Consider the following 19274-nt stretch of genomic DNA (forward strand, 5'->3'; position numbering starts at 1 on the left):
GGACGTTGAATGGCTTCAATAGAAGTCATTCTTTTTTTTTAGTCAGGGGGAACACCACCGGCGCATCATCCTAAATATTTAAAAAATGGAAAAACTTTGTTATTATCGAAAAGAGAATATACATAAGATGATAGAAGGTCTACTTGAAGGAAGGGGAATCTTGGGATGAATGATTCTTCAAACGAAGGAATGACATTAGAAAGAAGGAAGCGTATTTTCCAAGAAGAGCTGGATGTTTTATGGGAAAGGCGGCTCATCCCTAAATCAGAATATATCCGGATTAGCAGGGCATACAATCGGCATTTCCAATTAGCCCTCCATAAACAAAAGCGCTTAGAGCAAGAAAAAAAGAAATCCACCCATGGAACTGAAACGATTATCGGTGAAAGTGCCGAGAAGAGGGTTCAGGATAGCCTGATTGAAGAATCTTCATTGCAATTACAGGAATCCAGTGGATTAAACGAATCGATAATGAAAGATGAGAAGGCCGGATATGCTCCTATTGAATCCGGTTTCGAGGAGAGCCTTGAACCTTTCAAGAAGATCACTGATAGGAAACCGGTTATTCAACAGCAGGACATCAAACGGGAGAAACCGGTAAAACCGGAAAAGCCGAAGAAAACACCTGAGCAAATCAGGGAACGGAATATTTCTGTCATCCTGCTCACTGGGGTCATATTGCTTCTGTTTGGCGGGTTGATTTTAGCAACCACTTCATGGGGGGATCTGAATGCGGTCCTGAAAGTTCTCTTCATTGGAATGATATCCGTCATTTTTGCAGGGATGGCCTTCATCGCTTCGAAGCTGAAAATTAAACAGACCTCTTTTGCATTCCTGACGCTAGCGGGTTTATTCATTCCGATTACGATTTTATCAGCTTCATATTATCGGATTTTTGGAGAGTACCTTTCACTTAATGGTGGTGGGCGGGGGCTTCTGGGGTTTCTTGGGGGATTACTCTGCTTAGTCATTTATTGTAAGATTGCTGACTACTTCAAGTCGAAAATATTCATTTTCATTTCAATATTCACGTTTGGCATTACCTGCTATTTCGGATTGGCTTTTGTGACGCCGACTATCGAGTGGATGTTTTTGGCGATTGGCATTCTTAATTTAATGCTATTATGGAATATTGAGCAATTGAAAAATCAAAAAGCATTAAAGTTATTTAAACCATTCATTTTTCAATTTATCCAGTTTAAGATTATCGTGGAGGCCTTTGTGATCCTGACGTTATTTTCAAGTAACTTGGTGTATTCGCTAACGTTGATGATCTTTTCTGTTTTGTTTTTAATTTTTTCGGTCAAATTCCAAAAAAAATATTATGAAATGGCTTTTAGCGCCGTTTTCACGTATGGATATATCCATCTTGTTTATAACTCGTTTTTTAGTGAGTACATGATCATTGCATTTGCAATTGTACCAATCATTTTTACTACGCTATCGAAATATCTGGCTAAATCCAAAATGACTAGGCTTTCCAAGAACTTCATGTTCACCAGCTTGATTGGGAGCGGGATCGTTTTCTTATATAGTAACGCGATGATGTACCAGGAGAACTATGCGCAAATATTCGTCGCGCTCATGTTAGTATTCGCTCAGCTTGCCTATGTTTCCCTTCAATCGAGAAATTCAAGCCTCACGTACCCGGCTGTTGTTATTTTCGACTTAGCGTTACTATATCTTTTCTTTGCATTGCCAGTCTCTTTTTCTACCATCTTAAATCTGATTTTTGTTATCCAGGTCATTCAATATCTTGGAGTATATTTTTATAATCGTCACCCAAGGTACAGTCTGTTTAGGAAGAGTATCTTACTTATCTCCCCAATGATCATGTTAGTGATACTGACCATTAAATTCAGCGAAATGGATTGGCTTGCTGTTAGTGCGGCGCTCGCCATGATCTCTGGGCTTTTCTTCATCACATATATAAAAGACGAATCAAAGCATATGAAGGAAAATGCCTTATACGAATTTCCAATCACTTTCGTACTGGCTTTGGTTGCTTTCTATCCATATTTGAGGGAGAGTTTAGAATGGGTTCGGTCAAATATCCCGCTCAGCGTCTATTTAATGGGTGTTTCACTGATTTCCATCGGTGCAGCTTACACATTTAAAAAGGGATACCATAAATTCTTTCCTGTTTTTGCATATAGCGGACAGATTCTTTCCTTCCTTTCCTTGATATCGATTCCGTTCGATTCACTGAATCCTTTGGAGGCAAGCGGAGTGATTGCCGTAGCTACTGCAATAAACGGCTGGTCCGTCCATATCCATAGGAAGCACATATTCTGGGTGCCTGTCGTGATTACAAGTGCCAGCTTATATGCTTCACTCTACGATGTTTTTGATTTTGGTTCAATGGTGTTGAGGATTGCGTTCGTGTTGCTGGGCCCCATTATCTTTTTCCTATTAGGAGAATGGCTTGGGAAATATTCAAAAAATGGGAAACTGTATTTCTTTTACGCAAGTCACCTTGCCAATTTACTGGCGATTCCTGTTGGATATTTGCTCATTATTTATACGGAAAGCTCACCGTTACTATATGTTGCACAACTGTTGATTTATATTTTAAGTGCTTTAAGGGCGCATGTGAAATGGGAAAAATGTGTTTTTACGTACCTAGGGTTTTCAGTCCTTTTCCTGCAGGTCCATTTATTTGTGGTAAACATGGAGCAAATGGTATTCATTACATCAATATGCATGATGATTACAGCAGGACTCATAACTATTCTGTGGGCGTTATCCAATAAGAATTGGAAAGGCATCATTGAGTATTACCTTATTCCATTCATTCATTTAGGGATAAGCATATCCATTTTGGAAACGGCAATCCGGGACTTTCCACTTAACCGGGAGTTGGTCTGGGTAGGGGTGATGACTGTACAGCTATTGTTTGCCTGGTATCTGCTCATGCAAAGGAATTGGCGGAACTATGTTGTGGTTCCTCTAGGCCTGGCGTACATCTTCTATAATATGTATGTAAATACATTACCTCTGGTTATGGCGATTATTGTATTGCTTGTATGTATGGCTGTGATGGTGATGGCTAGCAGACGCCTTTTCAAAGGATTGCTCAACCAAGAGGGAACGAAGAGAGTCATTGATTATTATCGGATTTTTGGCTTGTTATATTTGTGTACTCTGAATCTGGAAGTGTTTATGAGCGATACAGATTCTGCGATTTTGGGGATTTTTGTTTCCCTGCTGTTGCCTAGCTACTTCATCCTGATGAGAAGATTCACGATTTATAAGAAAGAAAAAAGCATTTACTCGGGAATAGCGGCCACCATCGGCCTTTTCCCGTTCATCAATATCATAGACTATTCCCATACACTCCCAATCGTCACGAGTTTGGCAGTTCTTTTTGGCTGTATGGCAGGAATGTTGTTGTTAAGCAGGCTGTATTCCAGCGGATTACTCAAGAAAAATGAATCAGGTATCATCAACTTTGATCCTTTCAGGATTTATGGTTTATTCTTTTTGATCGATATGAATGCAGAGGTTTTTAATGATACTAAGCATCAGTTACTCCAAGTCTTTGTATCGCTGCTGTTAACCGCTTATTTCATTTTCCTGAGAAGCTTGACAGCGGAAAAGCTAGAAAGGAAAATCTATTCCAATATTGCTGCACTAGTCAGTCTGTATCCCTTCCTGATCATCGTCGGCTATGCCGACAGCTTATCGGTTGTAATGGGATTGATGTTCCTTTTCGGCTGTATGTCAGGGATGCTGCTTTTAAGCCGGCGTTATTTCGATGGTTTAATCAAAAAGGAAGAAACAGGAATTACCATCGATGCATACAGGATATATGGCCTGCTGTTTTTACTGGCCATGAATCGGGGATTTCCAGTAACTGAAACATTGACCCAGTTACTCGAAGTTTTTGTATCGCTCTTGATCACGGTTTACTTCATCTTAATTGGAAGTTTCACAAAGGATGTAAAAGAAAAGGGCATCTACGTTTGGCTGACGGGAGTTCTCAGTTTGTATCCGTATTGGACCATCATCATGTACGCGGACACATTAGAGCCTTTCGTTGGAATGGCAGTCCTTTTTGGGTGTACGGCCATAATGGTACTGCTAAGCAGGAAATACTTTAAAGGCTTGCTTGATAAAGGCGGGGCAGGACTTCAATTGGATTTTTACAGAGTCTATGGTCTGCTGTTTCTTCTTGCCATGAATATGGATGTTTTGACGGGGGGACCGGCCCATTTCATTTTGGAAATCTTCGCGGCACTTCTGATTCCGGCCTATTTCATTTTGATGAGAAGCACGACGACAGACATGTTGGAAAGAAAATCCCAGTTGGCAGCAGCGATTTTGTTCAGCCTATATCCGTATTGGGTCATTGTCGATCAGCTCACGATCCCTCCTGTACTTGAGGAGGAGGTGAATATTCTGCCGCTCTTCATTGTCAGCACCACTCTGCTGAGGAAAATCTTTGTTAAAGGCAAAATCACACAATATATCGAAAGTGGTATTATTTTCCTTTTGTTTCTAGCCCTGATCATTGATGCAATGGCAGGAAACACCTTATATGATGCCCTCATTATCGGCACGGTGTCATTGGCAGCAATGCTCTTTGGATTCATGATGAAATACAAATCCTATTTCATCGCTGGAACTGGGACGATTTTATTCAATGTCTATATGAATACCAATTCGATGTGGAGCGAGATGCCATGGTGGCTGTATTTAATCATCGGCGGAGGGCTGCTTATCGGAATTGCATCTTTCTTTGAATGGAAAAAACAAAAAGACAACCGGACATCGAAGGAGGTTCTTGAGAAAAATAAACAAAGGATCAAGAATTGGTTCAATCGGTGGAATTAATGAAGAAGGAAATGGAATGCGTCAGATACCCAAGCTCTTAACCTTGGACGAAAATTCAAAGGAAATCTCAAAAAGGGTTCGGAATTTATAAATTCCGAACCCTTTTTGTCTGCAAACTGAGAGCAATTAAAAGCTCTTTTTCTCTTCTTCTACTTTCTTTATTTCTTCCTGCCAATCATGAATTTCTATTTCCCACTGATCTATATTAGTTTGCAAAACATTAATTAAAAATGGTGAAAGGGCATTTCTATAATTTTTTAATTCTTGAATTAATTTCACTCGATCTTCAGTTAAACCTTGTACTAATTTTTTCTTGTTTTCCAAATTTGCATAGACAAAAACTGGTCTGAATTTTCGTATCTCATTATCATGCATATCAGTTGTAACTCCTTTTAAAAAATAAATTAAATATATTATTTATTTAAATTTTATACAAAATATTATAATCACATTATAAACCAAGTGATTGCACGAGCAAAAGCATCGGCAATTTGTAAAGAATATTTAGAAGGTACCCCAGCATTTTTTAAATAAGTATTTAATCGTGATTTAATTGTTGATTGAGTAACACCCTCAGCTTCATCAATCCAATTATCAAGTTTATCTAATGCTTTTGTCATTTTAGATGAATTACTTTTCACATATTTAGCAGCATCTTTATCTAAAAACTTTAGAGCATAAGACAAGATACTTCCACCTTGTTTTACTGCTACTTTAAGTGCATCAATCCCAATCTGTATTGCCCATCCTTTAAATCCGGCAGGTTGAATACCTACCTCTCCTGAGGATGGTTCTTCTGTAGCAAATTCATATGAATTGTTAAACATTGAATCTGCTGTATTAGTTGAATATTCATTAGTCATATTTACATCTTGTTCAATATTAACTGTTGTTTTATTACCAACAGCAAAACTAAATGTTGGAGCAATAGTGGAAAACATTAAAATCGTTGCTAAAATTGCTAAAAAGTGTTTTTTCATTTTTTCTTCTCCTTTTAATTAATAATCTAAAAGCTATAAATTAAATTCTTTAAAAATTATTAGAGGACATTGTTCCAATTTTGGTTAATATCTTTTCAATTTTGAATTATTATCTGAAAAACCAAACTCATAGTAGAATCTCTCTTACTTTTCATGGAGATGGTTTTGAAGACTTTCAAAACATCTGAGATAAAGTTTGTGAAGAATTAGTAGAAATACATATGAGAACATCATCAAAATCATAAAAAACCACTCTGAAAGCATACAGAGTGGTTTTTTCGCGTTTATTCAAATGCTTCTCCAAGCGAAAAGCTCAAGACGAACAAGAACTGCATGAAGAACAGCTAGAAGAGGAATCAGAACTGCTGTCATGGGAACCGTTATGGCCACCATGATCTGCATGGCCGGATCCAGAGGAAACTGTGTTCGGTTCATTCCCGAAAATATCTTTAAATTCGCTGTCAAAATCATCGGTGCTTGCATAAGTGAAATAGGCAGGAGCTGCGTAGTCAGTCTGATCGTACGTTTTCCGCCAATTCAATTCTGTCATGGGGCGATTTTCTTTAAATTGGGAAGTGAAAGATTCAAAGGTCCGTTCCGCTTGTATACTTGTCGGTTTCCGCATATATTTCTCTTTTAACTGCTCCAGCTCCAGCGTTTCAAAATCGCGGAGAAGCGTTAGCCCTTTATCATGTTTGAAAAATTTGCCCCATTTTTGAATGGAATGGGAGTCCACCGTAAATAACTGTACATAGTAAAAGTCAAAAAGAGTGCGCTCTTCGGGTTTGAAAACAGGTTCTGAATGAGGATGGTGCTGAATGGTCCTACCGATGAAAGCCTGGCAAAACTCATCATATTCCTGTCTATAGTTCAGCATGATATGCCATAACTCATCGATGACTGAATTAAACATTTCAACTTTTCCAAACACAGCAGTCATGATTAAGTAGCGTTTCAATTCACGCCAAGCCTGATTGACCTTTAACTGTGAGTCCCGTGGATGCTTCAGGCGGAATTCAGTATTGATCTTTTCCATATAATTAAAATCCAGTGCTTTATTAAGCTTTTCTATCAATGCTTCTGAAACGATTTCCGTTGCATGCAGATCTAAAGTTTCACCATGGTATTTACGGAATTCATTTTGATAGCGTTCTAATTTAGCCGGTTCACTTAGCCCTTTAACGAAATTGACCAGGAAAACAGCAAAAATTGCCGCAAGAATGACATAAAAGAAGGTCATTTTTGTCCACTCCTCTTAATCTATGGATATATTGCTTTAACATTATCTTACATGTTATTGGAAGGGATTGTAAGTTTTTTATCTAAAATATTCCATTGGCGGAAATTGATTGAGCTGGTGAGGTTGCATGCCAAGTAAAGGACAATACCCTGAAACTGGTATCGTCCTTTACTTGGCATGTAAGGGGTTTTCAGTTAAAAATCAAGCGCTTCAAATAATGCCTCATATCTAGTATAGTTAGAGAGGAAAAGGGGTGAAGGCATGTACTTGACAGTAAAAGAGACTGCGGAATATCTATCGATGCCGGAATCTTATATAGAAAGTTTGATCGTTCAAAATAAAATTCGCACCGTTCATGATGGTGAGCAGCATTTGATTTTTAAAGATCAGTTTAATATGCATCTTGAACAGATGGAGAAATATAAGAAGGAATTAGCGGATTATTATAACGAACCCATCCCCGAAGATATCGATGTGAAGGATGAAGATTAGCATTTTTCCATTTTGCAGATGTTGAGTTTATAGACAAAAGGGGTTCTATCTAAAGTTAAGTTGATTGGAATGGAAGGTGCGAGACTCCTGCGGGAAAAGCGCGTCTAGGGGAGACCCCGCAGGCGAAAGCCGAGGAGGCTCCACGACCGCCCGCGGAAAGCGAGTGCCTGGAGCGGAAATCAACGTCTACGGTATGGCATCTGCCGATTTGGCAGATGTTTTTTCATGCAGAAATGGCTGTGAAATTAATGAGCGATTTTCGAAAAAGGTCTTAACTACGTCTCCATCCTGGGTTTACTGATCATTCAAATAATTTTGTTGTCAATGGAAGGTAATTGTAGTAGAATTCCTCAATTCCGTGTAAAATGAAAGGTAGATGGAATTATCACGGCAGAATGGTAGTTAGGAGATAGGTAAGTGGTAAAAGAGTATTTGCAAAGCGAAGGTTTTTCAAGGTTAATTACATTAATTGTGTTAGTTCTCTTTTTAATAAGCATCGGTAGTATGGTTAATATCGTGTTATTCACATTTGTTTTCACTTTCCTGATGGGACGGCTGGAGCAATTTATCATGATTCGGCTGAATAAAGTGATGCATATCAACTCTAAGGTTGTTATAAGCTTTTTATATGCAGTCGTCATTTCTTGTTTAGCCATCGTTCTTTATAAATATCTACCGGTCATTACGCTGCAATTCACGGAATTAGTGACACAGATCGTTTTCTTCTTTCAACATCCACCAGATAGTAGGGTCATTCAATATGCCATTAATATAATGAACGAGCTGCGATCGCCGCTGGATCTTCAAACACAGATGAATACACTCTATCTTTATATATCCGATTTCGGTAAACTGGCATTTCAAATTTTCATTTCCATGTTGCTTAGTCTATTTTTCTTATTGGAAAAAGATAAAATAATTCGTTTCACTTCTAAATTCAAGCGGGCCAAATTTAAATCTTTCTTTATAAACTTAAGCCACTTTGGCGTCAAATTCATCAATTCATTCGGAAAGGTGATTGAGGTCCAGTTCTTGATAGCCATTACGAATGCTGTCCTATCTGTAACTTTCTTATGGATTCTTGGCTTCCCGCAGTTGCTCGGTCTAGGGATCATGATTTTCTTCCTGGGTTTGATTCCGGTTGCAGGGGTCATCATCTCCCTCATTCCACTTAGCATGATTGCCTATAGTATCGGCGGCATGCCCAAAGTGATTGCTGTATTAATCATGATTGTTGTGATCCATGCAATTGAAAGCTATATTTTAAATCCGAAATTCATGTCGGCAAAAACAAATCTTCCAACATTTTTCACTTTCATCATCCTATTGTTTTCCGAGCATTTCCTTGGGATATGGGGATTGATCATCGGAATACCGATCTTCATCTTCCTGTTGGATATGTTGGATATTGAAGAGGGGAATAAGGAAGTTCCATAATAATCATTTGAGCAGCGGCCACGCTAATATGGCCGCTGCTTATTTTTGTTCTATTAAACCTTTTGAAAGGTGGCGCTATCTGTTTTCAATATAATATCCATTAATTCGAGTAAAGGGTAAAAGGGTGCATCTTTCCCGATTAGAGCTTAGCTGCGTTTTTGATTTACCAAGTTAATTGATTAAAATTTTATTTTACTAAAGTTATTTATCGACTTTTTATTGCATAAAAAAACAAATAAACGTATAATATTCTTAAAAGAATATACTGAATGTTCTCTAAAGTTAGATTTATCTGTTTTTTCAAAAAGAGAGTTTACGAGAGAGAAGAGGGGATTATTTTGAAAAAGGTTTCTTTTTTAGTGTTTGCCATGGTAGCTTCTTTGTTACTAGTCATGACAGGATGCGGGAAGGGTAAGGAAGTCTCGACAACTGGAAAAGAAGAAGAGTCCAATGGGAAAACACTCAGGATCGTGACGGACGCCAACTATGCTCCATTTGAATATCTTGAAGGAGATAAGATTGTAGGATTCGATGTTGATTTCATCAATGCCGTTGCAAAAGAAGCGGGTTATGAAGTTAAATTGGAAAGTGTTGGCTGGGATCCGATTTTTGTTGAAATCGAAGGTAAGAGAGCGGATGTCGCCATATCTGCGATTACAGTGAATGACGAAAGAAAACAATCTTATGACTTCTCGGTTCCGTATTTCTTATCCACAAACAAGATTCTCGTTCCTGAGAATAGTGATATAAAATCAGGAAGTGAATTGAAAGGAAATGTCATTGCCGTTCAGACTGGTACTACCGGACAGGAAGCGGTAGAGAAACTCCTTGGAAAGAATCACAAGGATATCAAAAAATTCGAAAATAATAACCTGGCCATTCAGGAATTACTAAAAGGCGGAGCTGCGGCTGTCGTAGCTGATAATACGGTTGTTGAAGAATATGTGAAAAATAACCCCGATCAAAAACTGAAAGTCGTTGAAGATAGCAAAAGTTTCAATGAGGAGTTTTATGGTCTTATGTTCCCAAAAGGCAGTGAGTTGAAATCGGAGTTCGATAAAGCCGTGAATGCCATTTATGAAAATGGGAAATATGCAGAAATTTATAAAGAGTGGTTTGGAACTGATCCAGATATTGAAACGTTGAAAGCACAACAATAAAAACAAATGGATAGTAAAAGATTGCGTAACTTTACGTGTGAAGTTACGCAGTTTTTTTGGCCTTAGGAGGGGAACGAAATGAGTTTTCGCTGGGATATTATTTTTGAATATGCTCCTTTCTTATTAAAAGGGACATTGCTTACTATTGGGCTGTCGGTTTCCTCCATCCTGATCGGAACCTTTTTGGGGTTATTTATCGGTTTAGGGAAAATCATGAGAAACAAGGTGCTTGCTTTTCCATTTTACTGTTATGTCACGGTTTTTCGCGGAACACCGCTTTTAGTTCAAATCTTTTTAATCCATTTTGGAATTGTGCCCTTTTTTACCGGGGAAACGAATGCAGTAACCGCCGGTGTCATTGCTTTATCGTTAAATGCAGCCGCATATATTGCCGAAATTTTCCGGGCGGGCATTCAATCCATCGATAAAGGGCAAATGGAAGGGGCGCGTTCATTGGGAATGACCCATATCCAAACAATGATACATGTTGTATTGCCTCAAGCTTTCAAACGAATGATTCCTCCGTTAGGTAATGAATTCATCGTATTATTGAAGGATTCATCCCTGCTTTGTGTCATTGCTGCCCCGGAATTGATGTATTGGGGGAAAGCGATGGGGAGTCAGTACTTTAAAGTGTGGGAGCCATACTTGGCGTGTGCCTTCATCTATCTATTCCTTACCCTCATTTTAAGTTTTGTATTAAATAGACTCGAAAGAAGGTTGAAAACAGAATGATAAAGGTGGAGAATCTTAAGAAGTCATTTGGCGATAATGATGTATTGAAAAATATCAATGCAATCGTTTCCCCTCGGGAAGTAGTCGTGGTAATTGGTCCTTCTGGGTCTGGTAAATCCACTTTCCTCAGGTGCATCAATCAACTTGAAACGATAACGGGAGGCCATATTTTCATTGAAGGACTTGATACGACAGACAAGAAGGTCAATATCAATAAAGTCCGGACGGAAGTTGGCATGGTATTTCAGCATTTTAACTTATTTCCACATAAGACTGTTCTTGAGAATATAATGCTTGCGCCTATAAAGGTCCGCAAGATAACCAAAGAACAGGCATCCCAAAGAGGAATGGAACTGCTTAAGAAAGTGGGACTTGCCGAGAAAGCGAACGCATATCCGGATTCATTATCGGGGGGACAAAAGCAGCGCGTCGCCATTGCCAGGGCGTTGGCGATGGAACCGAAAATCATGCTATTCGACGAGCCGACTTCCGCTCTAGATCCGGAAATGGTCGGTGAAGTCCTTGAGGTCATGAAGCAACTGGCTAAGGAAGGCATGACCATGGTAGTTGTGACCCATGAGATGGGGTTTGCAAAAGAAGTTGGAGATCGCGTGATTTTCATGGACGAAGGTTATATTATTGAAGAAAATATTCCTAGTGAGATTTTCAATAATCCCCAGCAGGAAAGAACTAAAGCCTTTTTGAGCAAAGTGCTTTAATTACACGTAAAGAAAAAAACCTTCCATAAAGGGAGGTTTTTTTTTTGGAGTATATCAGGGGGCTTCATTTGATGCATGAAGCGCCTAAAAGCGATTCAGGGCTTTTACCGAGCACAAGCATACTGATTTTGGCATATCCAATATTTTTATTTTGGGAGAAGATCTGAAGTAATGCTTGGATATTCGGATCATCCTTTAACTTTTGAACTTCCTCTATATATAATCCGATAACGGAGGGCATAACGAATTCAGGGGTGTATTCGTTAGGGTTTTCATCCATGAGTAATGTGCCCATAAATTGATATTTAAATTGAAGAGCCCGTGTTAAGGCAACGACATGGAGCAGTTTATCAAATAGTTCGGGGTATGAATATTTAATTTTCTCCAGAGCTGCTTCTGTTGCCTGTAACTCATCGACACTAGATAAAGTGATCATGAATATCTCCTTTTTAGAATATATGGATTCATCAGCATTTACCGTGCTTTTTACTTATACTAGTCTAACCCCGCCGTAACCCATTGTAAAATGGTTAGATGTTATCATGTGCATAACTTAAATCTATGATAGTGCTTACATCAATCATGCTAGATAATTCACTGCTTATGTGATAACGCTTCCCTCGTATATTTCAGCCATTCTTTTGCAGCGTATGAAAGGTAATGTTCCTTACTCCAAATAAATCCTAAATTCCAGCTAATGGAGGGATTTTTAACCTTGATTGTCTTTACGCGCTCATCATGACGGCATAAACTTTCAGGTAATAGAGCAACGCCTAGTTTACAGTAAACCATTTCCTCAATAAAATCCCAGCGTGAGCTTTCCGTGACGATATGTGGGGAAAAACCAGCTTCATTACAGGATGAAATGATGAGATCTCGAAGGACGTAATCTTTATTGAATAAGATGAAAGATTCGTTTTCCAGGTCGGCCAAATCAATTTCTTCGACACAAGCATGCGGATGGGATGGATGAACAATCAAGTTGATGTCTTCTTCCAAAAAAGCAAAATGATGAAAAAGTGCGGTGTTGGTTGGCAGGACTATTACGCCTATATCAATTAAGTCATTTTGAACGGATTCTTCTATTTTCTTTGAACCATCCTCTACTAATTGAAAGGTAATATTAGGATAATCCTCGTGAAAACGGCTAAGTATCCGGGGGAAGAAAGAAGCGTTTATTATCGGCGGAAGCCCGATACGTATATGTCCCTTTTTCAAACCTAATAAATTGTCCATTTCTGTTTCTAAATTGTGAAAGGCCTTATCAATCAATTTTGCCTGCTCTAAGACTACCCTGCCTGCATCGGTCAAGATCAGTTGCTTGCGTGAACGATCAAAAAGCTCAACACCTAGCTCGGTTTCCAGGTTTTTAATCATCTTGCTGATGGTCGGCTGGGTAATGAATAAATGGTCGGCAGCCCGAGTGAAGCTATTGAAATTGGTTACCTCTATAAAGTATTGCAAATGTTTAATATCCATTGCGTCACCTGTTATCCTCGTTTAAATTAGTTTCATTTTACCCGTAAAAGTAAGTGTTTGTAAAACATGATAAGTTTGGAGTTCATGCACGCATAAATAAGCTGGATTCCAGGGGGAACCCAGCCTAGGAAAGGGCTGGCCATAAAGAGTACTGCCGTGAATTTTATTTGACCAGCAAGACAGGAACTGGGGAATGTTGAACGATATAGTGGCTCACGCTGCCTAGGAATTCCTTGAAGCCACTCAATCCGCGACTGCCCATGATGATAAGGTCACAATTCTGGGATTTTGCATGTTCCAATAAAGTCGTGATGGCTGAACCCTCTACGACAAATGTTTGGGATGCATTCGGGATTTCGGATAAAAGCGCTTCCGCTTTTTTAATCACTTCCTTGCCATACTTGAGCATGGATTCTTCAATTTCCTGAAAGGCATTGCCATATATATTTGGCTTGATTGGCAGCGTAACAGCATGAAGCACCTGGATTTCGATAGCGGGATCCAGCTTCGCTAATTCAATCGCTTTTTCTAAAGATTTAAGTGCCAATTCAGATTCATCATAAGCAACTAATATTTTTGAACATAGCATTGAGCGATCATTCCCTTCTTTAAAAGAATATACCCTTAGTATATCAATTTAAATCTTTCATACAGTTTCATATATTATAAATTTTGTGAATAATTATTGAAGTTTACGTTAACGTCAATGTTAAAATGAAGGTAAATAATCCCTTTGCAAAGTGTGGTTTTAACATGTACACCATTTCTGATTTAGCAAAAGAATTCGGATTGACGACAAGGACCCTCCGATATTATGAGGAACTGGGTATGCTTAGACCAAAGCGTACCGAAACGGGAAAAAGGGTTTATGGAAAGAAGGAATATGCACAGCTCAAAATCATAATGCGCGGTAAGAAGTATGGTTTTTCGTTAGTGGAAATAAAGGATATCGTCCTTTTATTCGATAAGGATAGGACAGGCATAAAGCAATTGGAAAAAACGATTGAAACTGCAGGACAGAAGCTGAACGAAATAAATGAACGCATTAAAGAGCTGGATGGGTTGAAGCAGGATTTTGAACAGGTAATCAAAGGCTTTACCGAAACCCTTCATGACTTGAAAGTGAACGATAAAACAGGCAAGCGATGAAATTAATCTTGAAAATAGGTTTTGATGATAGTGAAAGATGAATATATATTCTAGAAACAAATGGGGTGAGGATTTGGAAATTCAAGAAACGATTGCAGTTGTGACAGGAGGAGCTTCAGGTCTTGGAGCCGCGACAGTAAGAAACATCATTAAAAAAGGTGGAAAAGCGGTCATATTTGACCTCTCTGAGGAAAAAGGCGCTAAAATGGCTCAGGAATTGGGAGATTCAGTCCTATTTATTAAAACGGATGTAACAAGTGAAGAAAGCGTATCGGTGGCGTTGGATGAAGGGATGAAAAAATTCGGGAGCATCAATGCGGTCATCAACTGTGCAGGCATTGCAATTGCAGAGAAGGTCATAGGCAGAAAAGGTACACATGAATTGAAAGCGTTCTCAAAAGTCGTGCAAATCAATTTGGTCGGTACGTTTAACGTAATCCGGCTTGCGGCGGAAAAAATGGTCGAAAATGAGCCGAATCAAGAGGGGGAGCGTGGAGTCATTATCAATACCGCTTCGGTCGCTGCCTTTGAAGGACAAATCGGACAAGCCGCATATAGTGCCTCCAAGGGTGGGATTGTTGGTATGACTCTGCCAATCGCAAGGGAGCTTGCCAGCAAAGGGATACGTGTCGTATCGATTGCACCGGGTCTATTCCATACTCCGATGTTCGATTCGTTACCTGTTGAAGCTAGGACGTCATTAGGGAAAACCGTACCATTCCCATCAAGGCTCGGGTATCCAGAAGAGTACGCTAAACTAACGGAAAGCATCATAACGAATCCAATGCTGAATGGGGAAACCATCAGACTGGATGGGGCCATTAGAATGTCACCCAGGTAAGTTGTTAATTCCTTCAGGGCAGTCCATTCTAAATCCAGGAAAAGAGCCTCCGACAAAGAGTTAAGAGAGGAGATAAAACAGATGAAACATCCATACCTAAGTGAAGATCATGAGATTTTCCGTAAGTCATTCCGAAAGTTTTTAGAGAAAGAAGCAGTTCCCCACTATGAACGATGGGAAGAAGAGAGGATCATTCCCCGGTCATTTTGGGTGAAAATGGGGGAACAGGGTTTTTTATGTCCGGACCTAGGAGAAGATTATGGGGGTTCAGGGGTAGATTGGGGCTTTGCCGTTATAATTAATGAGGAATTGGAAAGAGTCGGTTCTGGTTTCATTGGTTTCGGACTTCACAGTGACATCACCGTTCCGTATATTTCCGCATACGGAAATGAGTCGCAGAAACAGCGCTGGCTTCCCAAATGCACGACGGGGGAAATCATTACAGCCATTGCCATGACAGAGCCTGGTACAGGTTCGGATTTGGCCAATATTAAAACGACTGCCATTTTGGATGGAGATCATTACATAGTAAATGGCCAAAAGACATTCATCACGAATGGCATACATTCGGATTTGGTCATCGTTGCCTGTAAAACGGATCCAAATGCCGTTCCGAAACATAAAGGCGTTAGCTTAGTCGTGGTCGAAAGGGATACACCCGGGTTTTCCAGGGGGCGAAAACTGAAGAAGCTTGGTTTGCACAGTCAGGATACAGCAGAGCTCATCTTCGAGGATTGCCGTGTTCCAAAGGAAAACCTGCTTGGTAAAGAAGGCAAAGGGTTTAATTACCTAATGGATAAACTGCAGCAGGAACGACTTGTGGTGGCAATTTGTGCTCAAACCGCATCTGAGGATATGCTGGCCGATACGATTGAGTATGTGAAGGGCAGGGAAGCGTTCGGAAAATCCGTAAGTCAGTTTCAAAATACTCAATTCAAAATCGCGGAAATGGCAACGGAAATCAAAATGGGGCGTGCCTTCCTAGATCAATTGATCGCCAAACATATGGCTGGTGAACAGGTTGTAACGGAAGTTTCGATGGCAAAATGGCGTTTGACGGAGACTGCCAGAAAAATATCCATTGAATGCATGCAGCTCCATGGCGGCTATGGATATATGGAGGAATACAAGATTGCCAGAAGGTATCGGGATGTTCCGGTAGCGAGCATCTATGCCGGGACAAATGAAATCATGAAGAAGATCATCGCGAAGAATATGGGTCTTTAATTTAATAAAAAAAGGATGAGAAGGGAAGAGAGTATATGCGGGAAGTGGTTATCGTTGAAGGGATTCGCACGCCAGTAGGCAGAAGGAACGGTGTCTTGAAAGACGTCCGCCCTGATGATCTGGCAGGGGAAGTATTGAAGAAGCTGATTGAAAAGGCGGGCATCGATCCGGCTAGTGTCGATGATGTCATTTTAGGCTGTGTTTCACAGTCGGGCGAACAGGCCGGTGATATAGCAAGGGTTGCTGCACTGATTGCCGGATTTCCGATTGAAGTTCCGGGAACGACGATTGACCGTCAATGCGGATCAAGTCAGCAGGCAGTCCACTTCGCTTCCCAGGCCATCTTGTCGGGTGATATGGATGTGGTAGTGGCCGGTGGAGTGGAAAACATGTCACGAGTTCCCATGGGGTCTAATTATCAAGGTGCTGTAACAAGCCAAAAGTATATGGACCTTTATGAGGTGATCAACCAAGGTTTATCAGCTGAGAGAATCGCCGATAAGTGGGGAATAACACGTGAAGATTGTGATCGGTTTTCCGTGGAGAGTCATGCCAAGGCAATACGTGCTCAAAAAGAAGGACATTTTAACCGTGAAATGATATCAGTATCGGGTACTGATAAAGAAGGAAATCATATCGAAGTTACGGAAGATCAAGGCCCAAGGGGGGGAACTACTCTTGAAGTACTTGCTGGATTGAAACCGGTTTTCCAAGAAGACGGTTTAATCCATGCGGGGAATTCAAGTCAAATCAGTGACGGTGCTGCCGCTTTATTATTGATGGAACGCAGTAAAGCCGAGGAGCTTGGATTGAAACCGCGCTTTAAAGTGCATACACGGGTTGTTGTCGGCTCAGATCCTACCCTGATGCTTACGGGGCCGATTCCCGCCACCCAAAAAGCTTTGGAAAAAGCAGGTCTTACAATTGATGATATCGACATCTTTGAAGTGAATGAGGCTTTCGCTCCTGTACCGATTGCCTGGCTAAAAGAAACGGGGGCAGACCCGAAGAAACTGAATCCAAATGGCGGGGCGATTGCCTTGGGTCATCCTCTTGGCGGAAGCGGGGCAAGATTGATGGTGTCAATGATCCATGAGTTAGAAAGGACGGGCGGCCGTTATGGGCTGCAAACAATGTGTGAAGGCCATGGGATGGCGAATGCGACCATCATTGAAAGATTGGACTGAATCTGGACATTCCATTTATGAATATTCGTAATTCGCACGAAAGTAAAAGCTGAAAAAGGGATGAAGCCGACCATCGCAGGCTTTGCCTGAACTCTTCCTGTTGATGGTGGGCCTACTTGAGGAGGAAAATGATATGTCAGTAACGATTAAAAATATCTTTGATCAGACGGTTCAGGAATTCCCCATTAAAGAAGCTATCTACGACGTGAGAAGAAATATCCGTTATACGTACATTCAATGGAATGAGCAGGTGAATAGGTTGGCGGCGGCCCTTCAAGCGGAAGGGGTGCGAAAAGGGGACAGGGTCTCTACGTACCTTTACAACAATGAAGAGCTTGCAACATCATTCTTTGCCTGTGCAAAAATCGGTGCAATCTTTAATCCAATTAACTTCCGTTTAATGCCGGAAGAGTTGGCCTTCATCTTGAACGACGCTGCTCCAAAGGTCGTTTTATTCGAACACGAATTGGAAGCGAACGTTGCCGCGGTTGAAAAGCGATTTTCGGAAACGGCCTTCTGGTATATTGATGATGATGTGCCTGGATATGCCAAAGGTTACCGCCAGAAAATGGCCAGTATCTCATCAAAGCCAGAAGAAGTGGATGTTCATGAGGATGATATCTATGCCATCATGTATACGAGCGGGACAACCGGACGTCCCAAAGGGGTCATTCACCTTCATAAAGATATGGTCAAACAAGCAGAGATTTTAATAGAGGCAATGAAGTACGAACGCTCTGATATCGGTTTGATTACTGCACCGATGTTCCATTGTGCCGAATTGCACTGTTCCTTTTTACCTCGCGTACAGGTCGGTGCCGCAAATGTCATATTACATCAGTTTAATCCCAAAAAAGTCATGGAACTGATTGAATCCGAGGGGATCACCAAGTTTTTTGCTGCTCCTACGATGTGGAACATGCTCATTCAGGAAAACTTGGATGATTATAAATTCCAGAGTTTGAAGCTTGGGCTTTATGGAGCAGCCCCGATGGCCCCCTCACTTGTAAGGGCCTGTCAGGAGAAACTCGGCATCCAGTTCATCCAAGCTTATGGAATGACTGAAATGGGTCCCGCCATCACTCTCCTATTGGAGGAAGATCAAATTAGGAAAGCGGGTTCTGCCGGCAAGGCATGTTCCAATCATGAAATCATCATTGTCCGTCCGAATGACGAAGGGCCATCGGATCCCGAGGATATGCTGGAACCTGGGGAAACAGGGGAGATCCTTGTGAAGGGTCCATGTATCATGCAGGGTTACTTTCAAAAAGATAGAGAGACCGAAACGGCGCTTTACAAAGGCTGGTACCATTCCGGTGACATCGGTTTCCTGGATGAGGATGGATATCTGTGGGTCAAGGACCGGGTGGACGACATGATTATTTCTGGAGGGGAAAATATTTATCCACGTGAAGTGGAAGATAAATTATATGAGCATCCAGGAGTTCTCGACTGTGCAGTCCTTGGTCAGCCAGATGATCATTGGGGGGAAATGGTAACGGCCTTCATTGTAGCCAAAGACCCTTCGCTAGCGGAATCCGACTTAGAAACCTGGTGTAAGAACAGTGAAACACTGGCGAACTATAAACGTCCAAGAAGATATATCTTCAGTAATGAGCTGCCTCGAAACGCAAGTGGGAAGACACAAAAATTTTTGCTTCGTAAGCAGTTGGAAGAAAATGCAGATGGAAAAAGTTTGGGGAACCTTCTTTAATGCCAGGGTCAATAGCGATAAAACTACTGACAAGTTAGTTGGAAAAGTCATTTGGCATGCGATAATACTTGGAGGGAA

At 40.6% G+C, this 19274-nt stretch carries 17 protein-coding genes; 11 read left to right on the forward strand and 6 right to left on the reverse strand.

Going from position 1 to position 19274, the window contains the following annotated elements; all coding sequences use genetic code 11:
- The first annotated feature begins 165 nt into the window (after positions 1-165).
- Positions 166-4836 (forward strand): hypothetical protein, encoded by a 4671-nt coding sequence (locus tag V3595_RS19830; protein WP_485908957.1) that lies wholly within the window; start codon positions 166-168, stop codon positions 4834-4836.
- Positions 4837-4962: 126 nt separating this feature from the next.
- Here V3595_RS19830 and V3595_RS19835 read toward each other — a convergent pair whose 3' ends face one another.
- The 3 genes from V3595_RS19835 to V3595_RS19845 form a co-directional block, all read right to left on the reverse strand.
- Positions 4963-5211, reverse strand: coding sequence for a hypothetical protein (locus V3595_RS19835; RefSeq protein WP_485908959.1), 249 nt, complete (start codon positions 5209-5211; stop codon positions 4963-4965).
- Between the two features lie 71 nt (positions 5212-5282).
- A complete protein-coding gene (locus V3595_RS19840) occupies positions 5283-5816 on the reverse strand; it encodes a hypothetical protein (RefSeq protein WP_485908961.1) in 534 nt (177 codons plus the stop codon).
- 313 nt (positions 5817-6129) lie between these two features.
- Complete coding sequence (locus V3595_RS19845; RefSeq protein WP_485908963.1) at positions 6130-7056, reverse strand: glycine-rich domain-containing protein; 927 nt, start codon at positions 7054-7056, stop codon at positions 6130-6132.
- Positions 7057-7317: 261 nt separating this feature from the next.
- Here V3595_RS19845 and V3595_RS19850 point away from each other — a divergent pair, with 261 nt between their 5' ends.
- From V3595_RS19850 to V3595_RS19870, 5 genes are all read left to right on the forward strand, one after another.
- Positions 7318-7548, forward strand: a complete 231-nt coding sequence (locus tag V3595_RS19850; protein ID WP_283900766.1) for an excisionase family DNA-binding protein — start codon at positions 7318-7320, stop codon at positions 7546-7548.
- A 417-nt stretch (positions 7549-7965) separates the two neighbouring features.
- Positions 7966-8985 (forward strand): AI-2E family transporter, encoded by a 1020-nt coding sequence (locus tag V3595_RS19855; protein WP_230178816.1) that lies wholly within the window; start codon positions 7966-7968, stop codon positions 8983-8985.
- 338 nt (positions 8986-9323) lie between these two features.
- Positions 9324-10145, forward strand: coding sequence for a basic amino acid ABC transporter substrate-binding protein (locus V3595_RS19860; protein ID WP_137024064.1), 822 nt, complete (start codon positions 9324-9326; stop codon positions 10143-10145).
- A gap of 78 nt (positions 10146-10223) precedes the next feature.
- Entirely contained in the window at positions 10224-10880 is a 657-nt protein-coding gene (locus tag V3595_RS19865) for an amino acid ABC transporter permease (protein ID WP_485908966.1), read from the forward strand.
- Positions 10877-11599, forward strand: a complete 723-nt coding sequence (locus V3595_RS19870; RefSeq protein WP_485908968.1) for an amino acid ABC transporter ATP-binding protein — start codon at positions 10877-10879, stop codon at positions 11597-11599. Before V3595_RS19865 ends, V3595_RS19870 begins: the two co-directional genes overlap by 4 nt.
- Positions 11600-11663: 64 nt before the next feature.
- Here the strand turns inward: V3595_RS19870 and V3595_RS19875 are convergent, their stop codons facing one another.
- From V3595_RS19875 to V3595_RS19885, 3 genes are all read right to left on the reverse strand, one after another.
- A complete protein-coding gene (locus V3595_RS19875) occupies positions 11664-12035 on the reverse strand; it encodes a hypothetical protein (protein ID WP_485908970.1) in 372 nt (123 codons plus the stop codon).
- A 158-nt stretch (positions 12036-12193) separates the two neighbouring features.
- Positions 12194-13078, reverse strand: a complete 885-nt coding sequence (cidR, locus tag V3595_RS19880) for a cidABC operon transcriptional activator CidR (protein WP_485908972.1) — start codon at positions 13076-13078, stop codon at positions 12194-12196.
- Between the two features lie 163 nt (positions 13079-13241).
- Complete coding sequence (locus V3595_RS19885; RefSeq protein ID WP_137020306.1) at positions 13242-13667, reverse strand: universal stress protein; 426 nt, start codon at positions 13665-13667, stop codon at positions 13242-13244.
- A gap of 164 nt (positions 13668-13831) precedes the next feature.
- Between V3595_RS19885 and V3595_RS19890 the strand changes: the two genes are divergently transcribed.
- The 5 genes from V3595_RS19890 (at position 13832) to V3595_RS19910 (ending at position 19196) form a co-directional block, all read left to right on the forward strand.
- Entirely contained in the window at positions 13832-14227 is a 396-nt protein-coding gene (locus V3595_RS19890) for a MerR family transcriptional regulator (protein WP_241593503.1), read from the forward strand.
- A 73-nt stretch (positions 14228-14300) separates the two neighbouring features.
- Positions 14301-15068 carry a 3-hydroxyacyl-CoA dehydrogenase gene (locus V3595_RS19895; RefSeq protein WP_485908975.1) on the forward strand — a complete coding sequence of 256 codons (768 nt, stop codon included), beginning with the start codon at positions 14301-14303 and terminating at the stop codon, positions 15066-15068.
- An 81-nt stretch (positions 15069-15149) separates the two neighbouring features.
- Complete coding sequence (locus V3595_RS19900; RefSeq protein ID WP_485908977.1) at positions 15150-16295, forward strand: acyl-CoA dehydrogenase family protein; 1146 nt, start codon at positions 15150-15152, stop codon at positions 16293-16295.
- Positions 16296-16330: 35 nt separating this feature from the next.
- On the forward strand, positions 16331-17482 hold the full coding sequence (locus V3595_RS19905) for a thiolase family protein (RefSeq protein ID WP_485908979.1): 1152 nt from the start codon (positions 16331-16333) through the stop codon (positions 17480-17482).
- A gap of 133 nt (positions 17483-17615) precedes the next feature.
- Positions 17616-19196: a fatty acid--CoA ligase gene (locus V3595_RS19910; RefSeq protein WP_485908981.1), complete on the forward strand. Its 1581-nt coding sequence runs from the start codon at positions 17616-17618 to the stop codon at positions 19194-19196.
- Positions 19197-19274: the final 78 nt, after the last annotated feature.

It is taken from the genome of Bacillus sp. CFBP9009 (genome assembly GCF_036541465.1).
Lineage (GTDB): Bacteria > Bacillota > Bacilli > Bacillales > DSM-1321 > Peribacillus.